19 protein-coding genes, 2 tRNA genes, 1 pseudogene and 1 CRISPR repeat array are annotated in these 23716 nt (G+C 42.5%); of the genes and pseudogenes, 16 read left to right on the top strand and 6 right to left on the bottom strand.

From position 1 onward, the window contains the following. Positions 1–4 precede the first annotated feature (4 nt). From cas5 to LEP1GSC060_RS01355, 6 genes and pseudogenes are all read left to right on the top strand, one after another. A complete protein-coding gene (gene cas5 / locus LEP1GSC060_RS01320) occupies positions 5–739 on the top strand; it encodes a CRISPR-associated protein Cas5 (RefSeq protein ID WP_002995350.1) in 735 nt (244 codons plus the stop codon). Between the two features lie 288 nt (positions 740–1027). Beyond that, on the top strand, positions 1028–1234 hold the full coding sequence (locus LEP1GSC060_RS01325) for a hypothetical protein (protein ID WP_230458288.1): 207 nt from the start codon (positions 1028–1030) through the stop codon (positions 1232–1234). Positions 1235–1544: 310 nt separating this feature from the next. Further along, positions 1545–3170, top strand: a complete 1626-nt coding sequence (locus tag LEP1GSC060_RS01330; RefSeq protein WP_002994933.1) for a type I-MYXAN CRISPR-associated endonuclease Cas4/Cas1 — start codon at positions 1545–1547, stop codon at positions 3168–3170. Between the two features lie 213 nt (positions 3171–3383). Continuing rightward, entirely contained in the window at positions 3384–3668 is a 285-nt protein-coding gene (gene cas2, locus LEP1GSC060_RS01335; RefSeq protein WP_002995554.1) for a CRISPR-associated endonuclease Cas2, read from the top strand. Positions 3669–4026: 358 nt separating this feature from the next. Then, positions 4027–5072: a CRISPR direct-repeat array (repeat unit 36 nt; unit sequence CTGAATTTAACTTTGATGCCGTTAGGCGTTGAGCAC). A 334-nt stretch (positions 5073–5406) separates the two neighbouring features. Continuing rightward, positions 5407–6474 (top strand): annotated as a pseudogene (locus LEP1GSC060_RS01345) (IS4 family transposase); the annotation flags it as partial. Positions 6475–7010: 536 nt separating this feature from the next. Then, a complete protein-coding gene (locus LEP1GSC060_RS01355; RefSeq protein ID WP_002995175.1) occupies positions 7011–7634 on the top strand; it encodes a glutathione S-transferase family protein in 624 nt (207 codons plus the stop codon). Positions 7635–7691: 57 nt separating this feature from the next. Here LEP1GSC060_RS01355 and LEP1GSC060_RS01360 read toward each other — a convergent pair whose 3' ends face one another. The 5 genes from LEP1GSC060_RS01360 to LEP1GSC060_RS01380 form a co-directional block, all read right to left on the bottom strand. Continuing rightward, a complete protein-coding gene (locus LEP1GSC060_RS01360) occupies positions 7692–9824 on the bottom strand; it encodes a sensor histidine kinase (RefSeq protein ID WP_002995539.1) in 2133 nt (710 codons plus the stop codon). Positions 9825–10098: 274 nt separating this feature from the next. Further along, positions 10099–10833 carry a histidine phosphatase family protein gene (locus LEP1GSC060_RS01365; RefSeq protein WP_002995208.1) on the bottom strand — a complete coding sequence of 245 codons (735 nt, stop codon included), beginning with the start codon at positions 10831–10833 and terminating at the stop codon, positions 10099–10101. 6 nt (positions 10834–10839) lie between these two features. Then, on the bottom strand, positions 10840–11235 hold the full coding sequence (locus tag LEP1GSC060_RS01370; protein ID WP_002995528.1) for a DUF6285 domain-containing protein: 396 nt from the start codon (positions 11233–11235) through the stop codon (positions 10840–10842). Beyond that, positions 11225–12265 carry a phosphotransferase family protein gene (locus LEP1GSC060_RS01375; protein ID WP_002995212.1) on the bottom strand — a complete coding sequence of 347 codons (1041 nt, stop codon included), beginning with the start codon at positions 12263–12265 and terminating at the stop codon, positions 11225–11227. The genes LEP1GSC060_RS01370 and LEP1GSC060_RS01375 overlap by 11 nt, the downstream gene beginning before the upstream one ends. A gap of 20 nt (positions 12266–12285) precedes the next feature. Continuing rightward, positions 12286–13461: an acyl-CoA dehydrogenase family protein gene (locus LEP1GSC060_RS01380; RefSeq protein WP_002995076.1), complete on the bottom strand. Its 1176-nt coding sequence runs from the start codon at positions 13459–13461 to the stop codon at positions 12286–12288. Between the two features lie 1094 nt (positions 13462–14555). Here LEP1GSC060_RS01380 and LEP1GSC060_RS01385 point away from each other — a divergent pair. The 10 genes from LEP1GSC060_RS01385 to LEP1GSC060_RS01430 all read left to right on the top strand — a co-directional run bounded on the left by LEP1GSC060_RS01385 (position 14556) and on the right by LEP1GSC060_RS01430 (position 22598). Further along, positions 14556–15188 (top strand): Crp/Fnr family transcriptional regulator, encoded by a 633-nt coding sequence (locus tag LEP1GSC060_RS01385; RefSeq protein WP_002995429.1) that lies wholly within the window; start codon positions 14556–14558, stop codon positions 15186–15188. Next, the gene (locus LEP1GSC060_RS01390) at positions 15185–16357 is read left to right on the top strand and encodes an acyltransferase family protein (RefSeq protein WP_002995102.1); all 1173 of its coding nucleotides are present in this window, start codon (positions 15185–15187) and stop codon (positions 16355–16357) included. Before LEP1GSC060_RS01385 ends, LEP1GSC060_RS01390 begins: the two co-directional genes overlap by 4 nt. A 23-nt stretch (positions 16358–16380) precedes the next feature. Further along, positions 16381–17745 carry a YncE family protein gene (locus LEP1GSC060_RS01395; protein ID WP_002995319.1) on the top strand — a complete coding sequence of 455 codons (1365 nt, stop codon included), beginning with the start codon at positions 16381–16383 and terminating at the stop codon, positions 17743–17745. Positions 17746–17819: 74 nt separating this feature from the next. Continuing rightward, positions 17820–17893 (top strand) — tRNA-Ile (locus LEP1GSC060_RS01400). Positions 17894–17908: 15 nt separating this feature from the next. After that, a tRNA-Ala gene (locus tag LEP1GSC060_RS01405) sits at positions 17909–17981 on the top strand. A 525-nt stretch (positions 17982–18506) separates the two neighbouring features. Next, on the top strand, positions 18507–20816 hold the full coding sequence (locus tag LEP1GSC060_RS01410; RefSeq protein ID WP_002994937.1) for an NAD(P)-binding domain-containing protein: 2310 nt from the start codon (positions 18507–18509) through the stop codon (positions 20814–20816). 520 nt (positions 20817–21336) lie between these two features. After that, positions 21337–21570, top strand: a complete 234-nt coding sequence (locus tag LEP1GSC060_RS01415; RefSeq protein ID WP_036095104.1) for a hypothetical protein — start codon at positions 21337–21339, stop codon at positions 21568–21570. A gap of 1 nt (position 21571) precedes the next feature. Beyond that, positions 21572–21832 (top strand): hypothetical protein, encoded by a 261-nt coding sequence (locus tag LEP1GSC060_RS01420; RefSeq protein ID WP_002995269.1) that lies wholly within the window; start codon positions 21572–21574, stop codon positions 21830–21832. 1 nt (position 21833) lies between these two features. Continuing rightward, entirely contained in the window at positions 21834–22052 is a 219-nt protein-coding gene (locus tag LEP1GSC060_RS01425; protein WP_036095105.1) for a hypothetical protein, read from the top strand. A 75-nt stretch (positions 22053–22127) separates the two neighbouring features. Next, positions 22128–22598: a cupin domain-containing protein gene (locus LEP1GSC060_RS01430; RefSeq protein ID WP_036095177.1), complete on the top strand. Its 471-nt coding sequence runs from the start codon at positions 22128–22130 to the stop codon at positions 22596–22598. Between the two features lie 272 nt (positions 22599–22870). Here the strand turns inward: LEP1GSC060_RS01430 and LEP1GSC060_RS01435 are convergent, their stop codons facing one another. Continuing rightward, positions 22871–23617 carry an enoyl-CoA hydratase/isomerase family protein gene (locus tag LEP1GSC060_RS01435; RefSeq protein ID WP_002994964.1) on the bottom strand — a complete coding sequence of 249 codons (747 nt, stop codon included), beginning with the start codon at positions 23615–23617 and terminating at the stop codon, positions 22871–22873. Between the last annotated feature and the right edge of the window lie 99 nt (positions 23618–23716).

A 23716-nucleotide genomic window follows, 5' to 3' on the forward strand; every position in this document is an offset into this window, starting at 1 on the left:
AAAAATGGAAGAATTTTATATTCATGTAAAAGCTCCGTTTGCGGCCTATCGTTATTTTCAAGCAGGAAGTTATCGAGCCACTATGCCTACAATGCCCCATTCGGCGGCGTACGGTCTGCTCCTCAACTTAGCTGGTATTGAAATGAGAACGGCAGAAAATGAAGGAACTACTCTCATTAAGAATGTAACTACCGATTATTCTTTGGATAGAAAAGATTCGATTCCTTCTTTAGAAATTGCAATTGGAGATTTTGAAACCACTAAAAAAAGCACAGTGTATCAACAATTGCATGATTATCCACAGCAGATAGATCCAAAAAAACGGGGAATAATTTTAAAAAGATCCAAAGGTACCAAATCAAGGATTCTACCAGCTCGACGGGAATTTTTGATTGGTTTAAATACAATTATAGGAGTTAGATCCAACATATCTGGATTTATGAAAAAGATTCTGGATGGAATAAATGGAGATACTGAGAATCGGTATGGGCTTCCGTTTGCGGGTGATAATAACTATCTCTTTGATTTTTTAGAGATTTATGAAAAAGTAATTTATCCAACAACGTGGTATTATCCTGTCACGGATGATGAAATTCCTGAAACGGAAACAGCGAGACTTACCGTTGGGATTGATAGATTAGATAATAGTAATACTGTTTCTCCCCTCTTCGCTATCACAAAGGAAAAATCGCTCCAACCTCCCCCGAACGCGTGGGTTTGGACGCCGAAAGAACCCTAAACAATGTTTAAAATATATTTAGGCCTTTGGTTTCAACAGACCGTTTGACAATCAGGAACAGATCAGAATTCGCCTTGAATCCGAAGCAAAACTCGCAAGGGTAATTAATTCGAAGGGTATAAAAGAAAACGACGCCATACATATTACTTGCGCTATAGAAACCGATTGTAATTATTTTATAACAACAGATGATGGAATTCTAAAAAAAAAGAACTCTATATCGGATATTCTTATTTTAGATCCAATCGAATTTATAAAACTTATGGAGGCTACCCAGTGAAAAGCGATATGGAATTAAGGCACGAAGGATTTAAAGTATTATTTTCCGGAATGGATGACGTCGACGCGGAAAGATTTATAGCGCTCATCAATCGGGATCGATTCGATTATACCACCTGGCGTAAGGATCTGTTTCAAAATAAGAGTGTTGATGAAATTTTTACGGAAGCACGGAAGTTTGCCGTTGATTTTCGTAAAATCAAAGGATCTATATAAAAAATCTATTATTAAGTGTTAACGTATTCTTAAGCTCATCTCACACTGAATCCTACCTTTGATGCCGCGTTAGGCGTTGAAGATTCAAAAAATCCGTCCTTCAAAGAACTTCTTACTTTATCATTTAACAACAAACTAATCCCAGAAAGTTCAAAACTCAAACTATCTTTTATTATTTTCACACTAAAATTCTAAAAAACAAATATTTTAACTCATTTTTAGAATATTCCAAATCGATACTATTTAAAACTTATAATTCTTTCTTTAATCACTAAAAAACGTCATGGACTCTTACGGAAATATACGAGTTATGGGAATTCATTCCCTACTTTATTGTGAAAGACTTTTCTATTTGGAAGAAGTAGAGGGAGTTCTTGTTGCGAACGATCGCGTTTACGCAGGACGAACCTTACATGAAGAGTTAGAACCTAACAATGATTTGTCGGGAAGAATCGAATCCTTCCAGTACACAAGCGAAATATTAGGAATTTCAGGTAAAGTAGATCGTATTCAAAAAAGGGACGGAGAATGGATTCCTTATGAACATAAAAGAGGAAGGGCGAGAACCGGTGCAAACGGTCCTGAAGCCTGGGAATCGGATCAATGCCAAGTTGGCGTTTACGCACTTCTTTTAGAAGAAGCAACCGGTAGAAAAATCACGGAGGGTAAGATTCGTTATCATGGGAGTAAAGATTTAGTCAAAATCGAAATCGATGATGAATTGCGTTCGAAATCATTAAAAGCGATCGATCGTGCAAAAGAATTATCTGCGAGTACGGATAGACCGCCGGTTGCAGTGAATGAAAATTTATGCAAAAATTGTTCTTTAGCTCCCGCTTGTTTACCGGAAGAAACAAGAGTTGTTACGGAAGATGAATACGAACCCGTCAGACTCTTTCCTGAAAAACGGGAAAAAGCAACGATCCATGTTTTCGGTCATAATTCGAGAATCAAAAAATCGGCAAACGTCCTTTTAGTAGAAAAGGTTGCTGAAACGGGAGAAAAGTCAAAATCGGAAAAGATTCCTATTCAAGAAATCGAATCCGTAAATATTCACGGGAGTTGTCAAATTTCAAGCCAGATGATTCAATTTTTAGTTTCTGAAGAAATTCCTGTGCATTGGTTTTCTGGAGGTGGAAATTATATCGGCGGCATTAACATCAACCCATCCGGCGTTCAAAGAAGAATCAGACAATTCAAAGCTCTTACGGATGAAACAAACCGATTGAACTTGGCCAAAAAATTAGTGTCCGCAAAATGTGAATCTCAACTTCGTTATTTACTCAGGGCGACTCGTGGAAAGGACGAAACCAGAAACGAAACGGAAGGATTTTTAGGAACGATTCGAACGGGACTTAAAAATATCGAACTAGCGGATTCCGCCAGTCAACTTTTAGGGATCGAAGGTTCATCCGCACGAGCGTATTTTTCCGGCCTCCCTTCCTTAATTAAAAATTCCGATCCGTCTCTGATCCCCAACGGAAGAAGTAAAAGACCTCCTAAAGATCCTTTTAATGCGGCATTGAGTTTTTTATACTCTCTTCTTTACAAGTCGGTTCGTCAGGCGATCATATCGGTCGGCCTTGATCCGAGTTTCGGTTTTTATCATACTCCAAGATCTTCCGCGGAACCTCTTGTATTGGACTTAATGGAACTTTTCCGAGTCAGTGTTTGTGATATCCTCCTAGTAGGAAGTATCAATCGTAAATCTTGGATCGATGAAGATTTTGAAATTACAAAAAATAAAGTTTGGCTTTCGGAATCGGGCCGTAAAAAAGCCACACAACTTTATGAAACGAGGTTAGACGACACATGGAAACATCCGGTTGTAAACTATTCCCTTTCCTACTATCGTATGATTGAATTGGAAACAAGGCTCTTAGAAAAAGAATGGAGCGGCGAGGCCGGAATATTCGCACAAGCGAGGTTGAGATAACGTGAGTTCGGTATTTTACAAATGCGAAAGCGATTATTATGTTGTGACCTATCGAACGACCCATAGGGACTGAGATTGAGTTTAGGAAGCAACACTTTAGTTCAAGCGCGGTCCAGCCCAAAAACCCGAGCGGCGCCGCTCTCTATGGATCGCAGCCCCGGCTGGATTCGCCCAAACTTTCTCCACAAATTCACGTTAAGGAACATTAAGATAATGAAACATTGGAGATTAGTATCTTATGATATTCGAGAACCGAAACGACTTCGTAAGGTTGCAAAAATCATGGAAGGTTTCGGAGAAAGAATTCAATATAGTGTTTTTCGAATTTACTCTACGGATCGAGAATTAGAAAAACTCCGATGGAAATTGGCAAAAGTCACTGAAAAAGAAGACGATGTGTTCTATCTTACCCTTTGCGCCAAATGCGCGTCAGGCGCCCATACCCAAGAGAAAAAATCCGCTTGGCCGGAGGCTCCCAAAACTCTGAAAATTCTATAATTCAAGTATCTCTTCAGGGCATAGACATAATTCTCTTTTAAAACAAAGCTTAAGATCTAAGTTTACTTGCTGTATTCGTCAAGTTTCAAAGGGATTCGGAAATCCTACCGATTCAATTGGATCTCCGATGCTTTTTTTCTTCCTTGCGATAATTCGGGTTCCATTTAGGATTGATAATGAATTGAAACGTGCTTGAATCTCAAAATCTTAACGGTAAAGCCCCAGAGAAGCAAAATCCGATCCGTATCAAAATGCAGAAGATGAAAAAGAGAATGATCCAACGATATGCTTGTTTTCCCTTTACAGATTCCCCTACATCTGCAATCTCTCCTTATAAAAGCCGCAAATACAAAATGCTCTGAATTTAACTTTGATGCCGTTAGGCGTTGAGCACAAGAATCACATTCAACATCCATCCTTTGATCGGATTCTGAATTTAACTTTGATGCCGTTAGGCGTTGAGCACTGGAGTTTTAGCGGGAAGGGGAACGTATGTTTCGCCTGAATTTAACTTTGATGCCGTTAGGCGTTGAGCACAAAACAAGGTCAATTCAAAAACATTACGAAGATTTTGTCTGAATTTAACTTTGATGCCGTTAGGCGTTGAGCACAAAAAATTACGAATTCAGGGCGCGACTTCCAATCCTTCTGAATTTAACTTTGATGCCGTTAGGCGTTGAGCACCAGTATGAATCTTTTATTGAATCTTGCGGTTCAACTGAATTTAACTTTGATGCCGTTAGGCGTTGAGCACAATTAAGGGGTCTGAGTTATTTAGCTCATAGAGATACTGAATTTAACTTTGATGCCGTTAGGCGTTGAGCACCAACTCCTCCCCAATTAAAAAATGGGCAACTACAGAACTGAATTTAACTTTGATGCCGTTAGGCGTTGAGCACACGTATCTGCATCGGAAACAATCTTAATTAATCTTCTCTGAATTTAACTTTGATGCCGTTAGGCGTTGAGCACACAGATTGGGCGGAACTTTTTTAGTTTTAACTTGCCTGAATTTAACTTTGATGCCGTTAGGCGTTGAGCACATAAAAGACAGCACTTATGGATTCAGCAGTTTTAAACTGAATTTAACTTTGATGCCGTTAGGCGTTGAGCACAGAAAAAACTACAATAAAACAGGCGTTCAGACACAATCTGAATTTAACTTTGATGCCGTTAGGCGTTGAGCACAGATAAACCCCTGCGAATATGAAGTCCATTGATAGCCTGAATTTAACTTTGATGCCGTTAGGCGTTGAGCACAGATAAACCCCTGCGAATATGAAGTCCATTGATAGCCTGAATTTAACTTTGATGCCGTTAGGCGTTGAGCACAAGAAAAGGATTATTTAGAAAGACTGGTTTCTATTACTGAATTTAACTTTGATGCCGTTAGGCGTTGAGCACGTTAAAGTAGTTAGGGACGAGGCGTTAGGGGTTAGGACTTTACATCATGAATTTAAAACTTGTACCAAAATCCAAAAAGAAAAAACGTGGGAGTTCCCACATCGAACGGTTTTGAGCAAGTTCTTAACTTTGATGCCGTTAGGCGTTGAGCACGTTAAAGTAGTTAGGGACGAGCAGTTAGGGGTTAGGACTTTACGTCATGAATTTAAAACTTGTACCGAAATCCAAAAAGAAAAAACGTGGGAGTTCCCACATCGAACGGTTTTGAGCAAGTTCTTAACTTGGATGCCGTTAGGCGTTAAGCACGTTAAAGTAGTTAGGGACGAGGCGTTAGGGGTTAGGACCGATGAATTCTAACAACGACCAAGGACTTCTCTTACATCCTTCGATTGCGTTTACTGTGGACGGGGTTCCATTAGGCATATTAGACTTTCGCATCTGGACTCGCTCGAAGTTAGGCTCTAAACATTTGCCAAGAGATTTAAGAAAAAGAACTCCGATAGAGAACAAAGAAAGTATGAAGTGGATTCAAGGATATAGAACAACGTGTGAATTTTCCAAAGAGTCTGACGCAAAATACATATTTATCTGCGATAGAGAAGGAGATCTTTTCGAGCTATTCCAAGAACATAAGAATGCCGGAGAAAATGCTCCCGATCTGCTCGTTCGAGCCGTTCATGATAGAAGGATAGAAGAAGGCGAATATTCTTGGTCCTTTCTTAAAACCTTACAACCGGTTGATACATATACGATTTCAGTTCCTAGGAAAAAAGGAAAGCGAGCCAGAGAAGCCGAGATCGAACTTCGATTTGAAAAGCTATCCATGAAACCTCCTCGGTATAAGAAATTAGAAAATATAGAAATGTATGCGGTTTCGGCAACGGAGGTCGATGGATCTTCCGATGAAACAATTCATTGGAAATTTTTTACAACGATTCCGATTCATACTCCGGAAGAGGCCAAAAGAATCATCGCCTATTACAAAAGTCGCTGGGGAATTGAAGTTTTTTTCAAGATCTTAAAATCAGGATGTGCAATCGAATCTACTCAATTCAAATTTGGCAATCGATTCAAAGCGTGTATCGCCGTGAGTGCAATCGTTGCATGGCGGGTTATGATGTTAACATTCTTAGGAAGAAGTCTTACCGGTTTAAAAGCTTCCATTATGTTCGAACCTTTTGAATGGAAAGGCATTTATTGCAGAATCCACGAAACTCCAAAACCACCCAAGAAAGAACCCGAACTAGGTGCCGTTTTAGAATGGGTTGCAAAATTAGGAGGTTATCTAGGTCGGAAATCTGATTCTCCTCCCGGGCCTCTTACAATCTTCAAAGGAATCATGAGAGCGCTTGATATCGGATTTATGCTCAAATTACTTACACAAAGTCGTACTTATGGGTAACGTTATGCTGATTTTGGGTGGGTAAAACTCAATGAATTGCTTCCTGTCGAATGATCCTTAGAAAATGAGGCACCTATTTCAATAAATCGTTCTCAGAAGTAAGTGAAACGCTTTCTACGGATCGCGTTTCAGGGGCGCAATTCAGGGAAGAAACTCAATTTCGCTCTCTATGAGTCGCGAAATAGGAGGCGGGAAGACTAGGAGGTTTTTCTCTATCATAAAATCATACTTTTCGCAAGTAAAAAGTCCCATTCTTGTCGGAACACTTGAAAAATCCGCGAATTCGATCCTTTTTATTTCAAAGGCCGCTCCGATTAAACGCTTCAATTACAATGACAGAGACGCATAACGTGTAGGAACACGGTTCTACAACGACCGCACTTGGCCTTGCAATTTTTGCCGATGTTTTTTTCCACTTCAAAAGAAATTCGTTTGGCGACGATTTTTTTTGATGTAACGCATGAAAACTTTTTTTTGCGAAGGGAAAAAGTCTAATCTCCGCAACGAAAAAACTCAAAATTTTTAGGAGAAAAACTTTGATCGAGTTATATTCTGCGGCCACACCCAACGGAAGAAAAGTATCCATCATGCTGGAAGAATTAGGAATTCCTTATACGGTTCATCCGATTGATTTGGACAAACTGGAGCAAAAACAAGAATGGTTTTTGAAAATTAATCCCAACGGAAGAATCCCCGCCATCATCGACAAGGACAACGGAAGTTTTGCCGTATTCGAATCGGGCGCCATTCTGATTTATCTCGCCGAAAAAACGGGAAAACTATTACCGAAAGAACCGAAGGAAAGAAGTATCGCACTTCAATGGCTCATGTTTCAGATGGGCGGAGTCGGACCGATGCAAGGACAGGCCGGAGTATTCTTAAAATACGCGCCCGAAAAAATTCCTTTTGCGATTTCCAGATATCAAAACGAAACCAAACGGCTTTATTCCGTTTTGGACAGAAGACTCGGTGAAAGTAAATTTTTAGCCGGAAAAGAATTATCGATCGCCGACATCGCCACTTGGCCTTGGGTCAATATTCACGACTGGGCGGAAATATCTCTGGACGAATTTCCGAATTTAAAACGTTGGAACGAGGAACTCGCAAAACGCCCGGCCTTTATCAAAGGAAAGGATATTCCGGACAAAACGGACCACTAAAACAAAACGGAAGAAGTCGGCAAACAAACGCAAAATACATTAGAAAAGTATAATTTTCTAACTTTTGACGAGTTGTTTTTCGGAAATTTTATGAGGCGGTTCCGCAACGGGAAGAACCACAAAAAAAGTGGTCCCCTGTTTGGAAGTTTCAAAGAAGATTTTTCCGTTATGATCTTCGATGATTCTTCTGCATATGTCCAAACCTAAACCCGTCCCGGCGCCGGAAGGTTTAGTGGTAAAAAAAGGTTCGAAGATGCGGTCTCGTACCGCTTCTTCGATCCCGGTTCCGCTGTCTTTGATCGCGACTTCCCAACCCGTTAGGATTCTATTGCAGGAGATCACGATTTTTCCTTTATAACCCATCGCATAAAGCGCGTTCCCAATGAGATTCGTCCAAACTTGCGTGAGCGATTCCGCGTTTCCACGGACGTACGAAGTTTCGGGCATGTCGCGAACGATCTCCACTTGAGTTTTGTATTTCGAATAATAAAGAGTGAGAACGGTTTCCAATTGTTTACGTAGATCCACGGCTCCCATCGCCGTATCGGTCCGATCCCTGTACGCGTATTCCTTCAGAGCTTGGATTACGAGGGACGCTTTTTCAGCCGCCTTTTCGATCGTAAAACTCGCCCTAGCAAGACCGGAAAGAGAAAGAGCGTTCTGTGCGATCATTAGAAGTTTTTTCTTTTGAGGCAGATCCTTAAAATTCTCCGCGACGTAATCCGGATTAATTCCTAAATCGGTAAGGATGTCCGCAAGACGTATAAACTCGGAAAATCCGAAGTCGCTTAACAAACCTGCGATTTTTTTTCTTTTGATCCTTTCCTCTCTGGTATCGTAAAATTCTCTCAGGGAAATCGCTCTGGAAAAAAGTTTTTCCCAAATCGATTTTTCATCCTCCGTAAAATCGGAATAATCCCTTAAAAGGTCCTCCCAAGAATCGGATAATACGGATCGAATCGCTTCGTTTGAGGAAACGATAGCGCCTAACGGAGTGTTGAGTTCGTGCGCGATACCGGCGACCAACTGTCCGAGTACGGCCATCTTCTCGGAACGAATCAATTGTTTCTGCGTGTTTTTTACATTTTCGATCGCACGAATCACTTGTTCGTTTTTGGAAATAAGATATTGATTTACGGTCCTAAGTTCTTCCGTTCTTTTGGCGACGATCTCTTCGAGTCCCTCGTTGATCAAACGGATTTCCTGTTCCGCGTCCGTCATTTCTTTAACAAGGAAAGTTTGTCTCGCACTCGCGATCACAACCACGATCGTGGTTCCGGTCCAAGCGACGATTCGAACCCCCTCGGGCAACCCGCCGAGAGTTCCCGCAAGTACGATCGTAATCGAACTCGCAACCACTTCAAACAAAGGTAATAGACGAAGCGCAGCTTCGAACCTTCTCCCCCATACGGGATGATCGTTGAATCTGGGTTCCCAGGTCAAAACTCCGTATCCCAAAATCAAAGCGGCGACGGAAAAGCCCGCGTTCAACACGGTTCCGTCCGGAGGAATCTCCACGATAAACAACGCGTTCCATAACAACCAACAAAGCCCCGTTCCTCCCATACCGAGTATGAACGAAAACCAGGACTTATCGGGTTGTAATCTTAAAAGAGGGATGAGTAAAACTCCGAGAGCCGCAGCGGTTAAAAAGGAAACCGGATGATTGATCAAAGGAAGAAGTTGTGGAATTCCGACCCCTTCCCTTTGAGGAAGATACAACGCGAGCGAGAAAGTGAGAATCGCAGTGATGAGCCCGAGCGCGTCCAACACGGCCGCGCGGATTTTATTTCGATCACATTCAATAATTATAATAGAGTACCCGATGATAAAACAGGGGGCGACCCAAGGAAAAAGATAATCGCTCGGCGTCGGGGTGACGTAATAGTCCAGATAAACTTGAATCGCCCAGGAAAATTGTCCGAGTGCGTTGGCCGTGAGACCGAGAGCGAACCAAAGTCTAAAACGATGGATTTTACCCTCGCCGGAAAGATAACCGAACCAGGCAAGAACGGCCGCGCATACGTAAGAAACCGTCCAGTGAATATTGTCTATCAGTCTGTCTAAGTGTTTCTCTTCGTAATAATAATTACCGAAAAAAGATACCGCCACCAAAATCGTACTGATTCCGAAGATCCATAGCCCCACGTTGGGTATCGAAAATCGTAAATGACTTTTCAAATTTGTCATCAATCGCTCGCAGACGACGGACAGTCTAAGCGTTAATCGCCCGTTCCGTCGATCTTTTTCTCATACTTAAGATTCTCGGGAACCGATGATTCCCGAGTTACCATCCAAAACAGGGGCCTCATTTCGACAAGATTTTATACTTGTCTCAAAATTCCGCAGTTCCGATTAACAAAACCGCTTCAATCGACAAATTGATAGATCACCCTAAAAGCGAAATTCTTTCCTCATTCCAATTTGTTGATTCCGCTTCAATCGCTTTCGCATCGGTCCCGCGTTAAAAAAAAGTTCGATATAATTTATCGGGAAGATGCGGAACCCCGTTGATCGAAACCGGAAGATATCTTCCTTTCACCCATCGGAACGTACTCAAGGAAGTGTTCCAAATCCAAGGCATCCACGCAAAACAATCTTCGTCCTGACGCAGAAGACGATTTAATACCAGAGAAATCGGAGTTCCCGAAGTGAAAATGAAATTTCGTTCAGTCTCTCCGGGAGAAAACCAAACATTACAAGAATGGAATATTCTAGTCTCAAAATTTTTGAATGTTTCGATTCCTTCCGGAGTTTCCGTTCCTTCCCTCCAAAATCTTAAAATTTCCTCCGTCAATTTAAAAAATAAGGCGGCGGATCGGATTCCACCTTTGACTCGAACCTTACCGAATTGGGAAAGTGTTTTTGCGAACTCGGGTTTTACGGAAGAAAGAAGTTTGGAATAAGAACTCCAAAGTTCCGGAGCGAATTCGTTCCAACCCCCGTCTCGGCGAATGAAGGAATCCGTTCTGAATTTCTCGGAATCGCCGACGATCGAAATCACACCTTGTATAAAAGATTCCGCGGTTTCCATATGCCTTCGCATCGTGCCGGTCACGATCCGATCGGGTAGTTCTCCGTTTTGAGCCGTAAACCTTCCGAGCGCAAAGGCCTGATCTTTACCGCGCGGAGTCAGTAGATCGTAGTTTTCACCTTGAGAATTTGCCTGGCCGTGACGGATCAAATAAACAACCGACATGAGCGACTAACGTTCCGTGGTAAATCTCGGATTCGTAACCTCGACTTTTTCTCTTACGGTTTCCTTTACGTGATTCCACCACTGCGAATCTTCCAAGGAAAGTTTATCGTTTCGAATTTTATCCCTCAGTTCCAGGTTCCAAGTATGAGCCAGGTTTTTCTTTTCGTTCAGAGTGGAAGGTAAGGAAGAATTTTTATTTAGAAGTTTGACGAGACGGTTCAGTTCCTTATCGAGCAACTCTTCCCCCGAACGGAGCTCCCGGGAGACAACTCCCAACATATTCCAACTTACTAATGTTTTATAGGATAAAAGATCCTTATCCTTAAACTGAGGAAGGACTTCCTTCATTAGAAAATCCTGAATCGCTTCGAGTAAGTCCGTGGACGTCGGTTTATCCTGCATTTTCTATGATCCTCATCGCTTCGTATTCCATCTCGCAGGCCCTTCTTCCGATCGCAGCGAGTTCGATCCCCTTGTCCTTTCCGGAAAGATGTCTTTCCGCTTGGCCGATACATCCGATCGCCCATCTGAGATTTCCCATCACTTCCCAGTAAGTGATCATCGAAGGATCGAGTTTTACGCCGGATGATTTTTCATAGGCTTCGTAAAATTCGCTGCGATCCGCAAATCCTCCGGCTTCTTTGTTGAGTTTTCCGAATCTCCAATCTCTCATACAAAGCCAGGTAAGATCCTCGTGACGATCCCCCCAGTGAGCGAATTCCCAGTCCACGATTCCTTGCAATCCGTCCGGAGTTACCATAAAATTTCCGGTTCTGAAATCCCCGTGTATGAATACGATATCGTCGGAGGGTTTCGCTTTTTTTTCCAACCAGTTGAGAATCATCTCCATTGCGGGATACGCTTCCGTCATTCTTTCCAATTGCAATCGAAGAGAACGGATCGATCCGTTTGCCACGATCTTGTCGTTGGGATCCTGATCCATCCACAGAGTTTTACGAAGTTTTTCGTCCTTACAATCCGACGGTTTTACCGAATGAAGTTGGGCGAGATTTTCCGCGAGATCCACGGCGAGTTGTTTTCTCATTTTGTTAAGCGAAGGATCTTTGACGACGTATCTTCCGGTCGCCTTTCCGGAAATCTTCTGCATAAAGTAAAAAGGACTTCCGGTGATCGTCCGGTCGGTTTCCAACCAAAAAGGTCTGGGAGTATTAACTCCGGCTTTGTAAGCCAGATCACAAACGCCGAACTCGTCCTCGCGACTTAAGGAAGCAAGAAGCGCCGCGCCTTTATCGGTTCGAAATACCGTATCGTAAGAACCTTTTTCCGGTCCGTCCCATACTTGAAGCTGCGCGGAAAAATTTTCCTGACAGGCCCCGCCGCTGAGGGATATCATGGAATGGATCTCGGTTTTTCCCTTCAACCTTTCGGAAAGATAACCCTCTAAAACGTTTTTCAGTTCTGTATCGTTCATAATATTCGTATATTTTAATATTAGAAATCGTTTTTGCCGCTGACCAGATTTCTTCCGATCACCATCTTATGAACCTCGCTCGGTCCGTCCGCGATCCTGGCGGCTCTGGCGTCCCTATAAAACAGTTCGAGTTTCATATCTCTTCCGTATCCGTGTGATCCGCAGATTTGAATCGCTCGATCCACCACCTTACCGAGCGTTTCGGAAACCTGCCACTTAGCCATCGATATAATCTGTCTCGCGTCCTCTCCGGCTCTCAAAGTATGGGCGGCTTTTAAGGTCAGCATATATCCCGATTCGATTTCGAGCGCGGACTCGGCAAACATCCACTGAATTCCTTGATGATCCGCGATCCTTTGACCGAACACTTCCCGTTTGATCGCGTATTCTCTTGCGATTTCCATGGATCTTCTCGCAAGTCCGATCCATCGCATACAGTGTGTTAGTCGAGCCGGACCCAGACGTTCCTGAGACCATTTAAATCCTTCTCCCACTCTTCCTAAGATCGCGGACTCGGGAACTCGGACGTTGTCGAATTTTAATTCGCAGTGACCGCCCGGCCCGTGAGAACCCATGACACCGATTTCTCTCACCATCGTATAACCGGGAGCGTCCGTCGGCACGAGAAACATCGTAGTTCTTCGAAAAGAATCGGCGACCTTGGACATCACGATCAAAAAACCCGCGCCGTTGGCGCCGGTGCAATACCATTTGTGTCCGTTGATTATATAATCGGTTCCGTCTTTGACCGCGTTGGTCGTAAGCGTCTGCGGATCGGCGCCGGCTCCCGGAGGAGGTTCGGTCATCGCAAACGCGGAACGGATCTTTCCTTGTATAAGAGGATAATAATATTTTTCTTTTTGTTCTTTGTTGGCCGCTATATGCAGAAGATGCATATTACCCTCGTCGGGCGCGTCGCAGTTGCAGAGATAAGGAGCAACCGGAGAACGTCCGAGTTCGGAAAAGATGATCGCAGTTCCGACCATGTCGAGCCCGAGACCGCCTTCGGATTTCGGAAGATGAGGCGTCCAAAGGCCGAGTTCTTTTACTTTTTTTCTGAGTTCTTCCGTGACCTTTTCGGGCATTCTTCCGTGATCGTAATCGTAGTGATCCTCGGCCGGTATCGCATAGTTCTCGACAAAGTCTCGGATTTTCTTTTTGGTTTCTTCGACTTCTTTAGGTATCGTAAAATCCATATTCTCTTCCTTAAACGCCGATCCATAGAGAGGCGTTTATTGTAGTTCACGCCGATCCATAGAGAGGCGTTTATTGTAGTTTCCTGGCGCGCAATTCAGGGCGGAAAGAAGCTCTATTTCAACTCCCTGGTGCTGCGACCCATCGGGAGCAGTGCCACTTTAGTTACCTGGGTCGTTCGTAACTCAATCTCACTCCCTATGGGTCGTTCGGAACTCAATCTCACTCCCTATGGGTCGTTCGGAACTCAATCTCACTCCCTATGGGTCGTTCGGAACTCAATCTCACTCCCTATGGGTCGTTCGGAACTCAATCTCACTCCCTATGGGTCGTTCGGAACTCAATCTCACTCCCTATGGGTCGTTCGATAGGTTGTGGGAAAACTCCGGAAATCTTCTCTATCAGAAAATTATACTTTTTGCAAGTACAAACCTACGAACTCGCACGTAGTCGAGATGTTAGGCGGTTAGGTTCGAAAATCCGAACCCTAACCGCTGGTATCTAAAATGTGGGAACTCCCGCATTTTTTATTCGGAACTGCAAAAAAAGTATCTAAAACCCGGTCACCAAATCCCTCGCCACTTGGAACTCTTATGTGTTAGGAATCATAACTTCACCCACTGATCCTTAATTCTTATCCACTGAGTTCTAACATGTGGAAGAAAAATGAAAGGACAAATCCCAGAAAATTATTTTAGAAGGGCTCCAAGTCAACAGCAATTTCGGTTTCCAATCCTAACAACTAACATCTCGCCGACTCACCCCTCGAAATGTGGGAACTCCGGCGTTTCCAGTGACGAGTGATTAGAATTTAGGGGTTAGCGTACTAGGAATCAGCGGGTAAAATTCGGAGTTCAGCTATATTTTCCTAATAGAGCGATTGAACTTTAGCAAAGGCTGATTCCCCTCTTCTGTAAAATCCACTGAAATCTGATTCCGGACCATTCATATCTCGCCTTCTATAAATCGCTTATAAAATTCGATCTTCGGATTTTAGTTGATTTCGACTCACAATCATCCAAGCTGGTGCAGACTTTCTAGATCCTAAAAACCGTCGGAGTTGTTGCGAGATTATAATTAAGGTCCATTAAGAATTATGAAAATAACCGAATCCATGGTCCAGAAATTGGGCGTCGAGTTCAAAGAATCCGATATTATTTTTGAGGAGAATCAGGAAGCCGAAGAGATGTACCTGATCGTCAAAGGAAAAGTAGGAATTCACAAAAAAGTGAAAGAGGCTTATAAACTCCTCGTAGAATTAAAAGAGGGAGATATGTTCGGCGAAATGGCATTGATCGATAGGACGCCTCGAAGTGCGAAGGCCGTTGCAAGGACGGACGTTTCGCTCATCGCAATCAACGAAGGCGCGTTTTTCAATCTGATACGGACGAATCCCGGATTCTCCATGAAGATCGTAAAAATTCTCACATCCAGATTGAGGGAAACCAACAAGACGATCGCCATACTATTAAAAGCGGATAAAAAGAATTTAGTGACCTCCGCTTTGATTACTTTTTCGCAAACGAACGGACAACAGGAAGGAAGTAATTATCGAATTCATCTGAATCATTTTATCAGATGGGCGATCCTTAGAGTGGGATTGGAACACCAGGACTTGGTGAGTGCGATCAATCTATTAGTAAAAGATAAAATGGTGGAACAAAAAAAAGAGGACCCTTCGACCTTGATCCTTCGAGATTCCCTTTTTAAATATACGGTGGATGTTTGAGCCTTAAGCCGATCTTATCAAAAACTCGAAAGAGACTTTTTTATTTAGACAATCTTCGTTCTTTTGCTCTTTTAATCGGTCTCGTATTTCACGTAGCGATCGTTTACGCCGCTGAAATCAAATATCCACTACGAAACGAACAAAGATCGGAGGTCTTCGACGTATTCGGGGAATGGGTGCACGTTTTTAGAATGCCCCTTTTTTTCTTCCTTTCCGGCTACTTTACGGAAGCGATCTTTCGCGCCAAAACCCTCAAAGAGTTTTTAAGGATGAGAATTTTCAGGATTTTCATTCCGACGGTGGTCGGGATTTTCCTTTTCGCGCCCATGCAATCCTACATTTCCCTATTACAAGCGGGAGGGGAAATTTCCTATCTGGATTTCTATTTTAAAATATTCTTAAATTTTAATATTCGACCTTCCCATATCTGGTTCCTTTACTTTCTGATTCTATTTACGATCCTGCATCTTTTTGTCCGAAAGATAACGCTTCCGTTGACGACACTTTTAAAAGAAGAACCCGATCAAAAAGGATTCGTGCAGGAATGGAAAACGATCGTCGTATTCACCTTCGTCAGTTTTGCCGGAACGTGTATGATCAATTTATACTTTATGAAAGACGAATCCTGGTTTGCGATCGAACCCGTCAACTTCGTCTACAACTACACGTTTTTTCTTTGCGGAAGTCTTTTGATCTCGAAGGAAAATCTACTTTTGGAACCTCAATCGGATCGATTTTGGATCTGGGCCCCGCTTGCTTTTTTTGCGTTCTGGGGATATTACGAAATCAGCAGGATCGATCCGTTCTGGTCTTACTTCGGTTATACGGGAGATTGGAGAAGGATTCTACACATACTTTCCAAATGCGCCGCCGGTTGGCTGATGATCCGTCTTTTGATCGGACTCTTTCAGAAATTTTTCGATTTTAGAAACGATAAAACCGAATACATGAGAACCGCGAGTCTTCCGATTTATCTCGTACACCATCCGGTTTCGCTTTTAACCGGATATTTTACGGTTCATACTTCCTTAGGACTTACGGAGAAATTTCTTTTACATCTCTTATCGGTTTTCGGAATCACATTCGCAATTTATCATTTTCTAATACGCCCTTTCCGTTGGATCAACCTGATCCTCGGAAATCAAACACAAACGAAAAAAAAATCATAATCCAAGGTTAAGGGGAACGTCCAGTGAACTCGAATCTCAAAAAAATCCTTCTGAAACTCGTCCAACCCGATGCGGCGCTTTTAATCCCGATCTTCCTGATTTTAGTCTGCTGCAAAAGCGGAAACTCCTCCCTGATTTCCTCTCCGGCCTTTAGGGAAAAAAGCGGAACTACGATCGTTAAATTCAGCGTTCATCCTTACAAGGGAACCGTGATCCGATCGGAAGAAGAGGTCCTGCCTTTTAAGGTTTTGGAAACGGATAAGAACGTCGGCCTCGTGGAAATGGAAACTCCCGTTTACAAGGACGGCAAGGGAATCGAATTGAAACTTACCTCTCCGGGTTTTCAAAATTCCTCCTATCGAATCAAAACCGCGGAGGAACTGAACGAAAAGTTGATCGCTCTCGACAAAGAGGGCATAACGCATCGTTTTACCGCAAAGTTCAAAACGGGTATACAACCCAAAAGTGTACGTTTTATCGACAACACAAGACTTGCAATTCCCCTATTGGAAGACGAAGGGATGGACGTTTTGGATATAAGAACGGGCGAAACGGTCAGACTTGCGCCTCCCGAAAAATACAGAAAGAAATTGGGTTTTGTGGAAACGATCGCGATCCCCGAACACAACGAACTCTGGGTAAGTCAGATGCAGGCGAATGCGGTTCACGTATTCGATTTAAAAACTCTCGCGTATAAAGCGACAGTGGACCTTACCGGAAAGTGGTCCAAGATTCTACTTTACGATCCGATCCGAGATCTTGTCTACTGTTCGAACTGGATCAGCGAAGACATTTCCGTCATCGACAGAAAAACGAAAACGGAAACTCGCAAGACCGAAAAAATCGGATTACCTCGAGGGCTTCTACTTTCCAAAGACGGAAAAGAATTGTACATCGCTCAATTTTCCGCGAGCAACCAGGAGTCCGGAGGCGGTCGACTCGGAATTTATTCCATGGAAAAGGAAAAGCTGATCGATACGATCGGACCTCCGGGTAACAAACGACATATCGTTTCGGGTAACGTGGAAAATAAAATCTACGTCTCGGACATGTGTTGCGGCAAAATCGAAGTTTACGATTTAAAGGAAAAAAAAGTTCAAAAGACAATTCCCGTATTCGATAAACCGAATACGATCGCGCTTTCACCGGACGGCAAATATCTTTACGTTTCTTGCAGAGGTCCGAACCATCCGACCGAAGGTTATCTCAAAAAAGGAATGGTACTCGGAAAAGTTTACGTGATCGACACAACAACCGACACGGTAAAGGAATTTTGGGAAGCGGGAAATCAACCCACGGGGCTTGACGTCTCGCCTGATAATCGTTACTTAGTGATCTCGGATTTTTTGGATCATCAAATTCGAGTTTATCGCAGAGACGGATTTTAACCCGGAACCCAAAAGCGTTTTTTGACAAAAAACTGTTTGCATTTGAAGGCGCGGTCAAAAACATATCCCTTACCGGGCCTGTAGCTCAGCTGGTTAGAGCACACGCTTGATAAGCGTGGGGTCATGTGTTCAAATCACATCAGGCCCATCCGGTATTCGACAAGGGGCTTTAGCTCAGCTGGGAGAGCATCTGATTTGCATTCAGAAGGTCGTCGGTTCGATCCCGACAAGCTCCATACCGAATCTTCCCACTTGGATTCGGTAAAAATTCCTTCCTCTTCTATCTCGCTTTTAACATAACCGATCCGAAAAGAAAATTGTCTTGAGATTAAGTTTTGGGCGCTCCTGCGCCAATCGATTGAAAAACAAAATCGACGCGTTTTAGGCGCAGGCCAGGCTGGCTCCGCGCTTCGGCGTTCGCCTTCGGTTGTCTCTGACGAGACAACTGCTACGCACGCTCCGCATCCTTAGCGCGGTAAAACCGTAAAACAAGGTTTTGATTCAATTCAAATAATATTATAATTTTCTAAACTGAGTCTGTTCCAAAAAAGGATTTGTAACTTTTCGATCGGAAAGACGAATTGAAATCACGGCGGGTTTATCGTATAATCGAAGAACGGCCAATGGCACTGCTCCCGATGGGTCGCAGCACCAGGGAGTGAGATTGAGTTTAGGCAGCAACACTTTAGTTCAAGCGCGTTCCCAATGAGATTCGCCCAGATTTTCTTAAACTGAACTCACGTTAATTAGAATAGGCAAATATGAACGTAAAAATCCCGCTGATCTCGCGTTATTTCTCTTGGCTTCACAACAACACACCCGAGGGCAAAGTGGAAATATATCCCGAGGTTTCGGAATCCTATGAAAGTTCGATTCCCGGAATTCGAGTGATCGGAGACTTGACCGGCCTTCCTCTATTAAAGTTCGCGGTCAAAAGCGGAGCCGAGGTCGTCCGAACAATCGGAGAAAAAACTCGAAAAGAAAACCGAACCGCCTTTGTAAAAGAAACCGCCGTTTACGATATTTTGATCGTAGGCGCGGGACCGGCCGGAATATCCGCCGGAATCGAATGTAAAAAATTAAATTATAAATTTATTATATTAGAATCCAATGAACCGTTTCATACGGTAAGAAGTTATCCGAAAGCAAAACCGATTTTTGCGGAACCGAAAGATCTGAAAACGAACTCCGAATTACCGATCGTGGACGGAACCAAAGAAAGCCTATTACGAGACCTACAAAACACCCTCGATCGATGGGAACTTCCGATTCAAACGAACGTAAAAGTTACCGAAATTCAAACCGAAGATTTCGGATTTAGCGTTTTTTGCGAAAACGGAGAAAAATTCAAAACAAAGGAATTGGTTATCGCGGTCGGCAAAAGCGGGAACGCGAGAAATCTGCAAGTATCCGGGGAAAAATTGTCGAAAGTTTTTTATAGACTGATCGACCCGAAAGATTTTGAAAAAGAGGACGTACTCGTTGTCGGGGGCGGAGACTCGGCGTTAGAAGCGGCGATCGCAGTGAGCGAATATGCGAACTCGACTCGACTTTCCTATCGAGGAAAAGAATTGGTTCGTCCGAAGTCGACTAACAAACAAAAATTCGAATCCCTCGTTACGTCGGGAAAAATAGAATTCTTAAAAGAAACGGTCGTTGAAGAAATTTTAGACAAAGAAGTTCGATTGAAACGAATCGGTTCTTCCGATTCTCCTACTTCTTCCGATTCTTCCCGCCGAAGTTCGGAAAAAATTCCGAATACGAGCATACTCGTCCAAATCGGTTCCGGCGCGCCGATCGAGTTTTTAAAACAAATCGGGCTTCGGATTCAAAGTCAAAAACGTTTTTGGGATTGGATCGGTTTTTTAGAGATGATCCTTTTTGCAAACGTAATCTATTGGGGAAAGGCCTCCTTTGACGGAAATTCTTTTTATACTCGGATCGCTTTCGTTTCGTTGTTAGGTTTCATCGTTCTGGGAATTCCGTTCTCGATTTATCTGTTTCAAAAAAGAAAAGAGCTTTTTAAAAACGGTTGGAATACATTCAAAAATTCTTATTTATTTTTAGCGGCGTCTTATTTCTGCCTTGTTTACGTAGGGAACAAATATTTCGGTTTTTTATTATCGGGAAAACAACCCGCCTTTCACTACACACTTTTGTATTCGCTCACCATCCTCGTTTTCGGTTTGCGGAGAATCAAAATAAAACCCACTCAATATATTCGAAAACAAACCTGGACTTTGATCCTGATTCAGATCTTTCCGTTGTTTTTGTTACCCGAGATCATACTCCCCTTTTTAGGACAAAACGGTCTATTAGGAAATTCGAATGGATTTTTATTAACTCAAGTGTTTCCCAACGGCGCCTATTGGAACGCTTACGGTTTCATTCTCGCTTGGCCTTTGAACCTGGGAATTTTTTACAACGCCGGAATCACTTCTTTCTGGCTGATCTACGGAACGGTTCAGACATTCGGGGTGATTCCGTTACTCGTGTATCGTTTCGGCAAGGGAGCGTATTGCGGTTGGATCTGCTCTTGCGGAGGACTTGCGGAAACTCTCGGAGACGAAACAAGAACCGAAATGCCTCACGGAAAATTCGCCAATCAATTGGAAAATTCGGGTCAATGGATCCTTTTGTTCGCCTCGATCATTACGATCTTGAAACTCAGTGAAATCTTTTTATCTCCTTGGTTTCCCTTTACCCACGTTTTAGGAAACGTCGGAGACAACGGGAAAAAAATCTACGACGTCGCCGTCGATTTGTTGTTAGCCGGCGTTCTGGGACTCGGAGCGTATTTCTTTTTGAGCGGAAGGGTCTGGTGCCGTTTTTTTTGCCCGCTCGCCGCTCTTATGCACATCTACGGAAGATTCAGCAAGTTTAGGATCCTCTCGGAAAAGAAAAAATGTATCTCCTGCAATATCTGCACCAAAGTCTGTCACCAAGGAATCGACGTGATGGGTTACGCAAACAAGGGAATCCCCATGGACAACGTTCAATGTGTTCGTTGTTCGGAATGTGTAATCAAATGCCCCACCAACGTTTTGTCCTTCGGAGAATGGAAACGCTAAGTTGTACGATCCTTGAGAAGGATTTCGGAAAAACAAGAGTTAAGATTACACAACCGTATAAGAAAACTCCAAACAAAATTGAATTTATAATAAATCGACTTCGTTTAACGATTGTCGTTTTAAATTTTTAATAACAAGAGTTCAATTCAAAAATAAAACCCACCGCTCCCTGTGGAACGCACTCAAACATTAGTCGAATTATAAAACGTCAACAAGTTCATTATAAGTTTCACGAAGATCACATTGAGATAAAATTATTAATATCCTATCTCAAAATCGTCCATGATCCCATAAAACGACGTTTTGCACTACTATAAGCGACCTTGGGAATCCACCGATCCCACAGGAGACTTGAATATTCAAAAAATACGATTTGATTTTCGTTTTTTGATTCAAAGAAATTCAAAAAAGTTTTTGAAAAACACGTTGTTTGAAATTTCACTCCCGTTTTCAGTATTTTATTGACTCAATATACGAATGCCCCCAGTAGTGTTCAGGACAACTATTTTTAGGAGATTGTATGCGTTTTTTAAAGTTTGGAGCCTGGATGCTTCCATTATTATTCGCTGTAAATTGTGCCTGGTATCATGTCGGCTCTGGGGCATTCGCAGGAGATCGTCTTTACCTTCTTGTTGATAAAGATACCAGAAACCCTTACGATCCGAACCGATTTTCAAGTCAATTGGTACTTTGTAACATCGAGGCTAACGATTCCCTTGATTGCAAACCGGCCGTGATAAGAGGTCTAAAATAACATGAAAAAGAATCTGATTCCATTTTTCTTTTTAGCCAGTGTAATATCCGCTTTAGTGGAATGTAAACTTTACGTTGCAAAAGTAAACGTTTTTGATAAGGACAAAATCGTTCTTCATAGAAATTTCTGCGCTGCAAGCACCTTACAAGGTTGTACCGGCTATGTTGAAGATAATATTTGTGTCGTTGAAAAAAACGGGGACCTAACTTGTAACGACGCAAATGAAAAATATAAAAATCCAAGTACCAAGGAAGCATATTAAAATGAAAATATTCACTAGCACACTCTTTGTTATGTTTGCTCTTCTGATGACGGATTGTAAATCCGTGTGGTCAATCGATACAGTCAAAACTTCGAAAGGGTTTTACAGATTCTATAAAACGACCGACGATATTCATAATTCCAAAGCCGAGTTTTGCGCGGTAGACGCAAAAACAAGTGCAATCACTTGTAAGGACGTAACAATCAATTTCGGATTCTAATATCCGAGTTTTTGCCATAGGAAATTGAATTTTTCGATTTCCTATGGACTTCCATTCCCACTTTTTAATCCGATCATGAACAAAACCTTTTTTACAATATTTCTTGGAACCTGCCTCTTATTTACCGACTGCCGTAAAGAAGAAAATGACAAACCCCAATCCTCTCCTCTCCGCAAAATCAATCTTCAAACGTTTCTCAATTCCTCCGAATCTAAGAAGTTTTCCATCGAACTCGCTCAAGGTAAAATCGGCGTAAACGTATTGAACGTGCCGAAACTACCGAGAAAAATAAATCTTGTACTCAAAAACGACGATTGTACTTACTACGTGATCCGTGGAAATCTACAAGTCACTCTCCCGCCGAATGCGAAACCGATCGAAGTTCAACCGGAAGAAGTTCTTTATATCCCGACCGGAGTCGTTCATTCCGTTTCCTCGACTCAAACGAATTCAAAAGTTCTAATGGTCAAGAGTTCAAACTCCTCCGAAATAGAATATCTGCAAAAATCGGAAATCGCCCCGTTAAATGAGGAACTTGTCCGATAACTTCTTTTCCAATTTGATAAAACGATTACTTGATGATTTCGGTTCTCTAAGAGTTTGTCCGCCAACCGTCCGATTTTATCGGAATGGCCGCAAATCTCTGCGATTGTTTTAAGTTTTGGGACAGGCTCTAAGTCTTAAAACCGACTTCGCGGAAATTCACTATCGATCCATTATAAAATCTTAATAAATCGACTTCGTTTAACGATTGTCGTTTTAAATTTTTAATAACAAGAGTTCCAACTCTTCCGAAATAGAATACCCGTAAGAAGAAGTTATTGCCGAATCGTTTCCGCATATTCTAGAACCCTCTGAAAAAACTTCGGATCCTTCAATACGGAAGCGAACTCATCGAATTCGTTTTTCAAATTTTCGTATAAGTTTCCCGTAAAATAGTTATTCGAAATTCCCTTTAAAACGGATAACATATTCAAATCCCATTGTGAAAGTTTGGAAGCGACTCGAACCGCGTGTTGCAAAACGTCTTCTCCCTCGTAAATCTCGTCTATAATTCCCAAACTCAAAGCTTGGGAAGATCGAATCGGATCCCCTTTTAAGGTCAAACTCAACGCTCGGGAAGGACCGACCTTTCTGGCGAGAGTTGTAATCAACGGCGGACCTCCAAAACGAATCTCGGGTCGGAAAAGAATCGCCTTTTTTTCGGATATTATGTAATCTCCGCAAAGAGCCAGATCAAAACCTCCGGCGGACGCAAAACCTTTTAAAATCGTGATCACCGGTTTCGGAAAACTATAAAGAGAATAATGATATTCTAATATTCTATGACGAAACGATTCGAGTTTCGTTTGAACGACTTCCTCCAAATCGTAACCGCTCGAAAAATGTTTACTCGAAGAATTCAAAACGATCGCCTTAACGGAATCGTTTTTTGCGTTCTCATTGAACACGTTTTCAAGTTCGTCCCTGATTTGTACGTTCAATGCGTTGGATTTTTCGGGTCGGTTGAGAGTGACGACAAGAACCTTGTCCCTCGGTTCGATAAGTAAACACTGATACTTCATGATTCGATCCTTTTGAATATGTTTTTAGTTTCTCTACTTCGATTTCGATCCGAAGACATTTTCCCCGATATTTTTTGATTTCGAAAAATTGGATCTACT

This window comes from Leptospira weilii serovar Ranarum str. ICFT (assembly GCF_000332415.1).
Taxonomy (GTDB): domain Bacteria; phylum Spirochaetota; class Leptospiria; order Leptospirales; family Leptospiraceae; genus Leptospira; species Leptospira weilii_A.

Bases quoted from the DNA above. Each gene is read 5' to 3' on its own strand.
- cas5 (WP_002995350.1), top strand. From the start codon at position 5: ATGGAAGAATTTTATATTCATGTAAAAGCTCCGTTTGCGGCCTATCGT.
- LEP1GSC060_RS01435 (WP_002994964.1), bottom strand. From the start codon at position 23,617: ATGAAGTATCAGTGTTTACTTATCGAACCGAGGGACAAGGTTCTTGTC.
- LEP1GSC060_RS01420 (WP_002995269.1), top strand. From the start codon at position 21,572: ATGAAAAAGAATCTGATTCCATTTTTCTTTTTAGCCAGTGTAATATCC.
- LEP1GSC060_RS01410 (WP_002994937.1), top strand. From the start codon at position 18,507: ATGAACGTAAAAATCCCGCTGATCTCGCGTTATTTCTCTTGGCTTCAC.
- LEP1GSC060_RS01360 (WP_002995539.1), bottom strand. From the start codon at position 9,824: ATGACAAATTTGAAAAGTCATTTACGATTTTCGATACCCAACGTGGGG.
- LEP1GSC060_RS01385 (WP_002995429.1), top strand. From the start codon at position 14,556: ATGAAAATAACCGAATCCATGGTCCAGAAATTGGGCGTCGAGTTCAAA.
- LEP1GSC060_RS01430 (WP_036095177.1), top strand. From the start codon at position 22,128: ATGAACAAAACCTTTTTTACAATATTTCTTGGAACCTGCCTCTTATTT.
- LEP1GSC060_RS01325 (WP_230458288.1), top strand. From the start codon at position 1,028: ATGGAATTAAGGCACGAAGGATTTAAAGTATTATTTTCCGGAATGGAT.
- cas2 (WP_002995554.1), top strand. From the start codon at position 3,384: ATGAAACATTGGAGATTAGTATCTTATGATATTCGAGAACCGAAACGA.
- LEP1GSC060_RS01415 (WP_036095104.1), top strand. From the start codon at position 21,337: ATGCGTTTTTTAAAGTTTGGAGCCTGGATGCTTCCATTATTATTCGCT.
- LEP1GSC060_RS01380 (WP_002995076.1), bottom strand. From the start codon at position 13,461: ATGGATTTTACGATACCTAAAGAAGTCGAAGAAACCAAAAAGAAAATC.
- LEP1GSC060_RS01365 (WP_002995208.1), bottom strand. From the start codon at position 10,833: ATGTCGGTTGTTTATTTGATCCGTCACGGCCAGGCAAATTCTCAAGGT.
- LEP1GSC060_RS01375 (WP_002995212.1), bottom strand. From the start codon at position 12,265: ATGAACGATACAGAACTGAAAAACGTTTTAGAGGGTTATCTTTCCGAA.
- LEP1GSC060_RS01330 (WP_002994933.1), top strand. From the start codon at position 1,545: ATGGGAATTCATTCCCTACTTTATTGTGAAAGACTTTTCTATTTGGAA.
- LEP1GSC060_RS01370 (WP_002995528.1), bottom strand. From the start codon at position 11,235: ATGCAGGATAAACCGACGTCCACGGACTTACTCGAAGCGATTCAGGAT.
- LEP1GSC060_RS01425 (WP_036095105.1), top strand. From the start codon at position 21,834: ATGAAAATATTCACTAGCACACTCTTTGTTATGTTTGCTCTTCTGATG.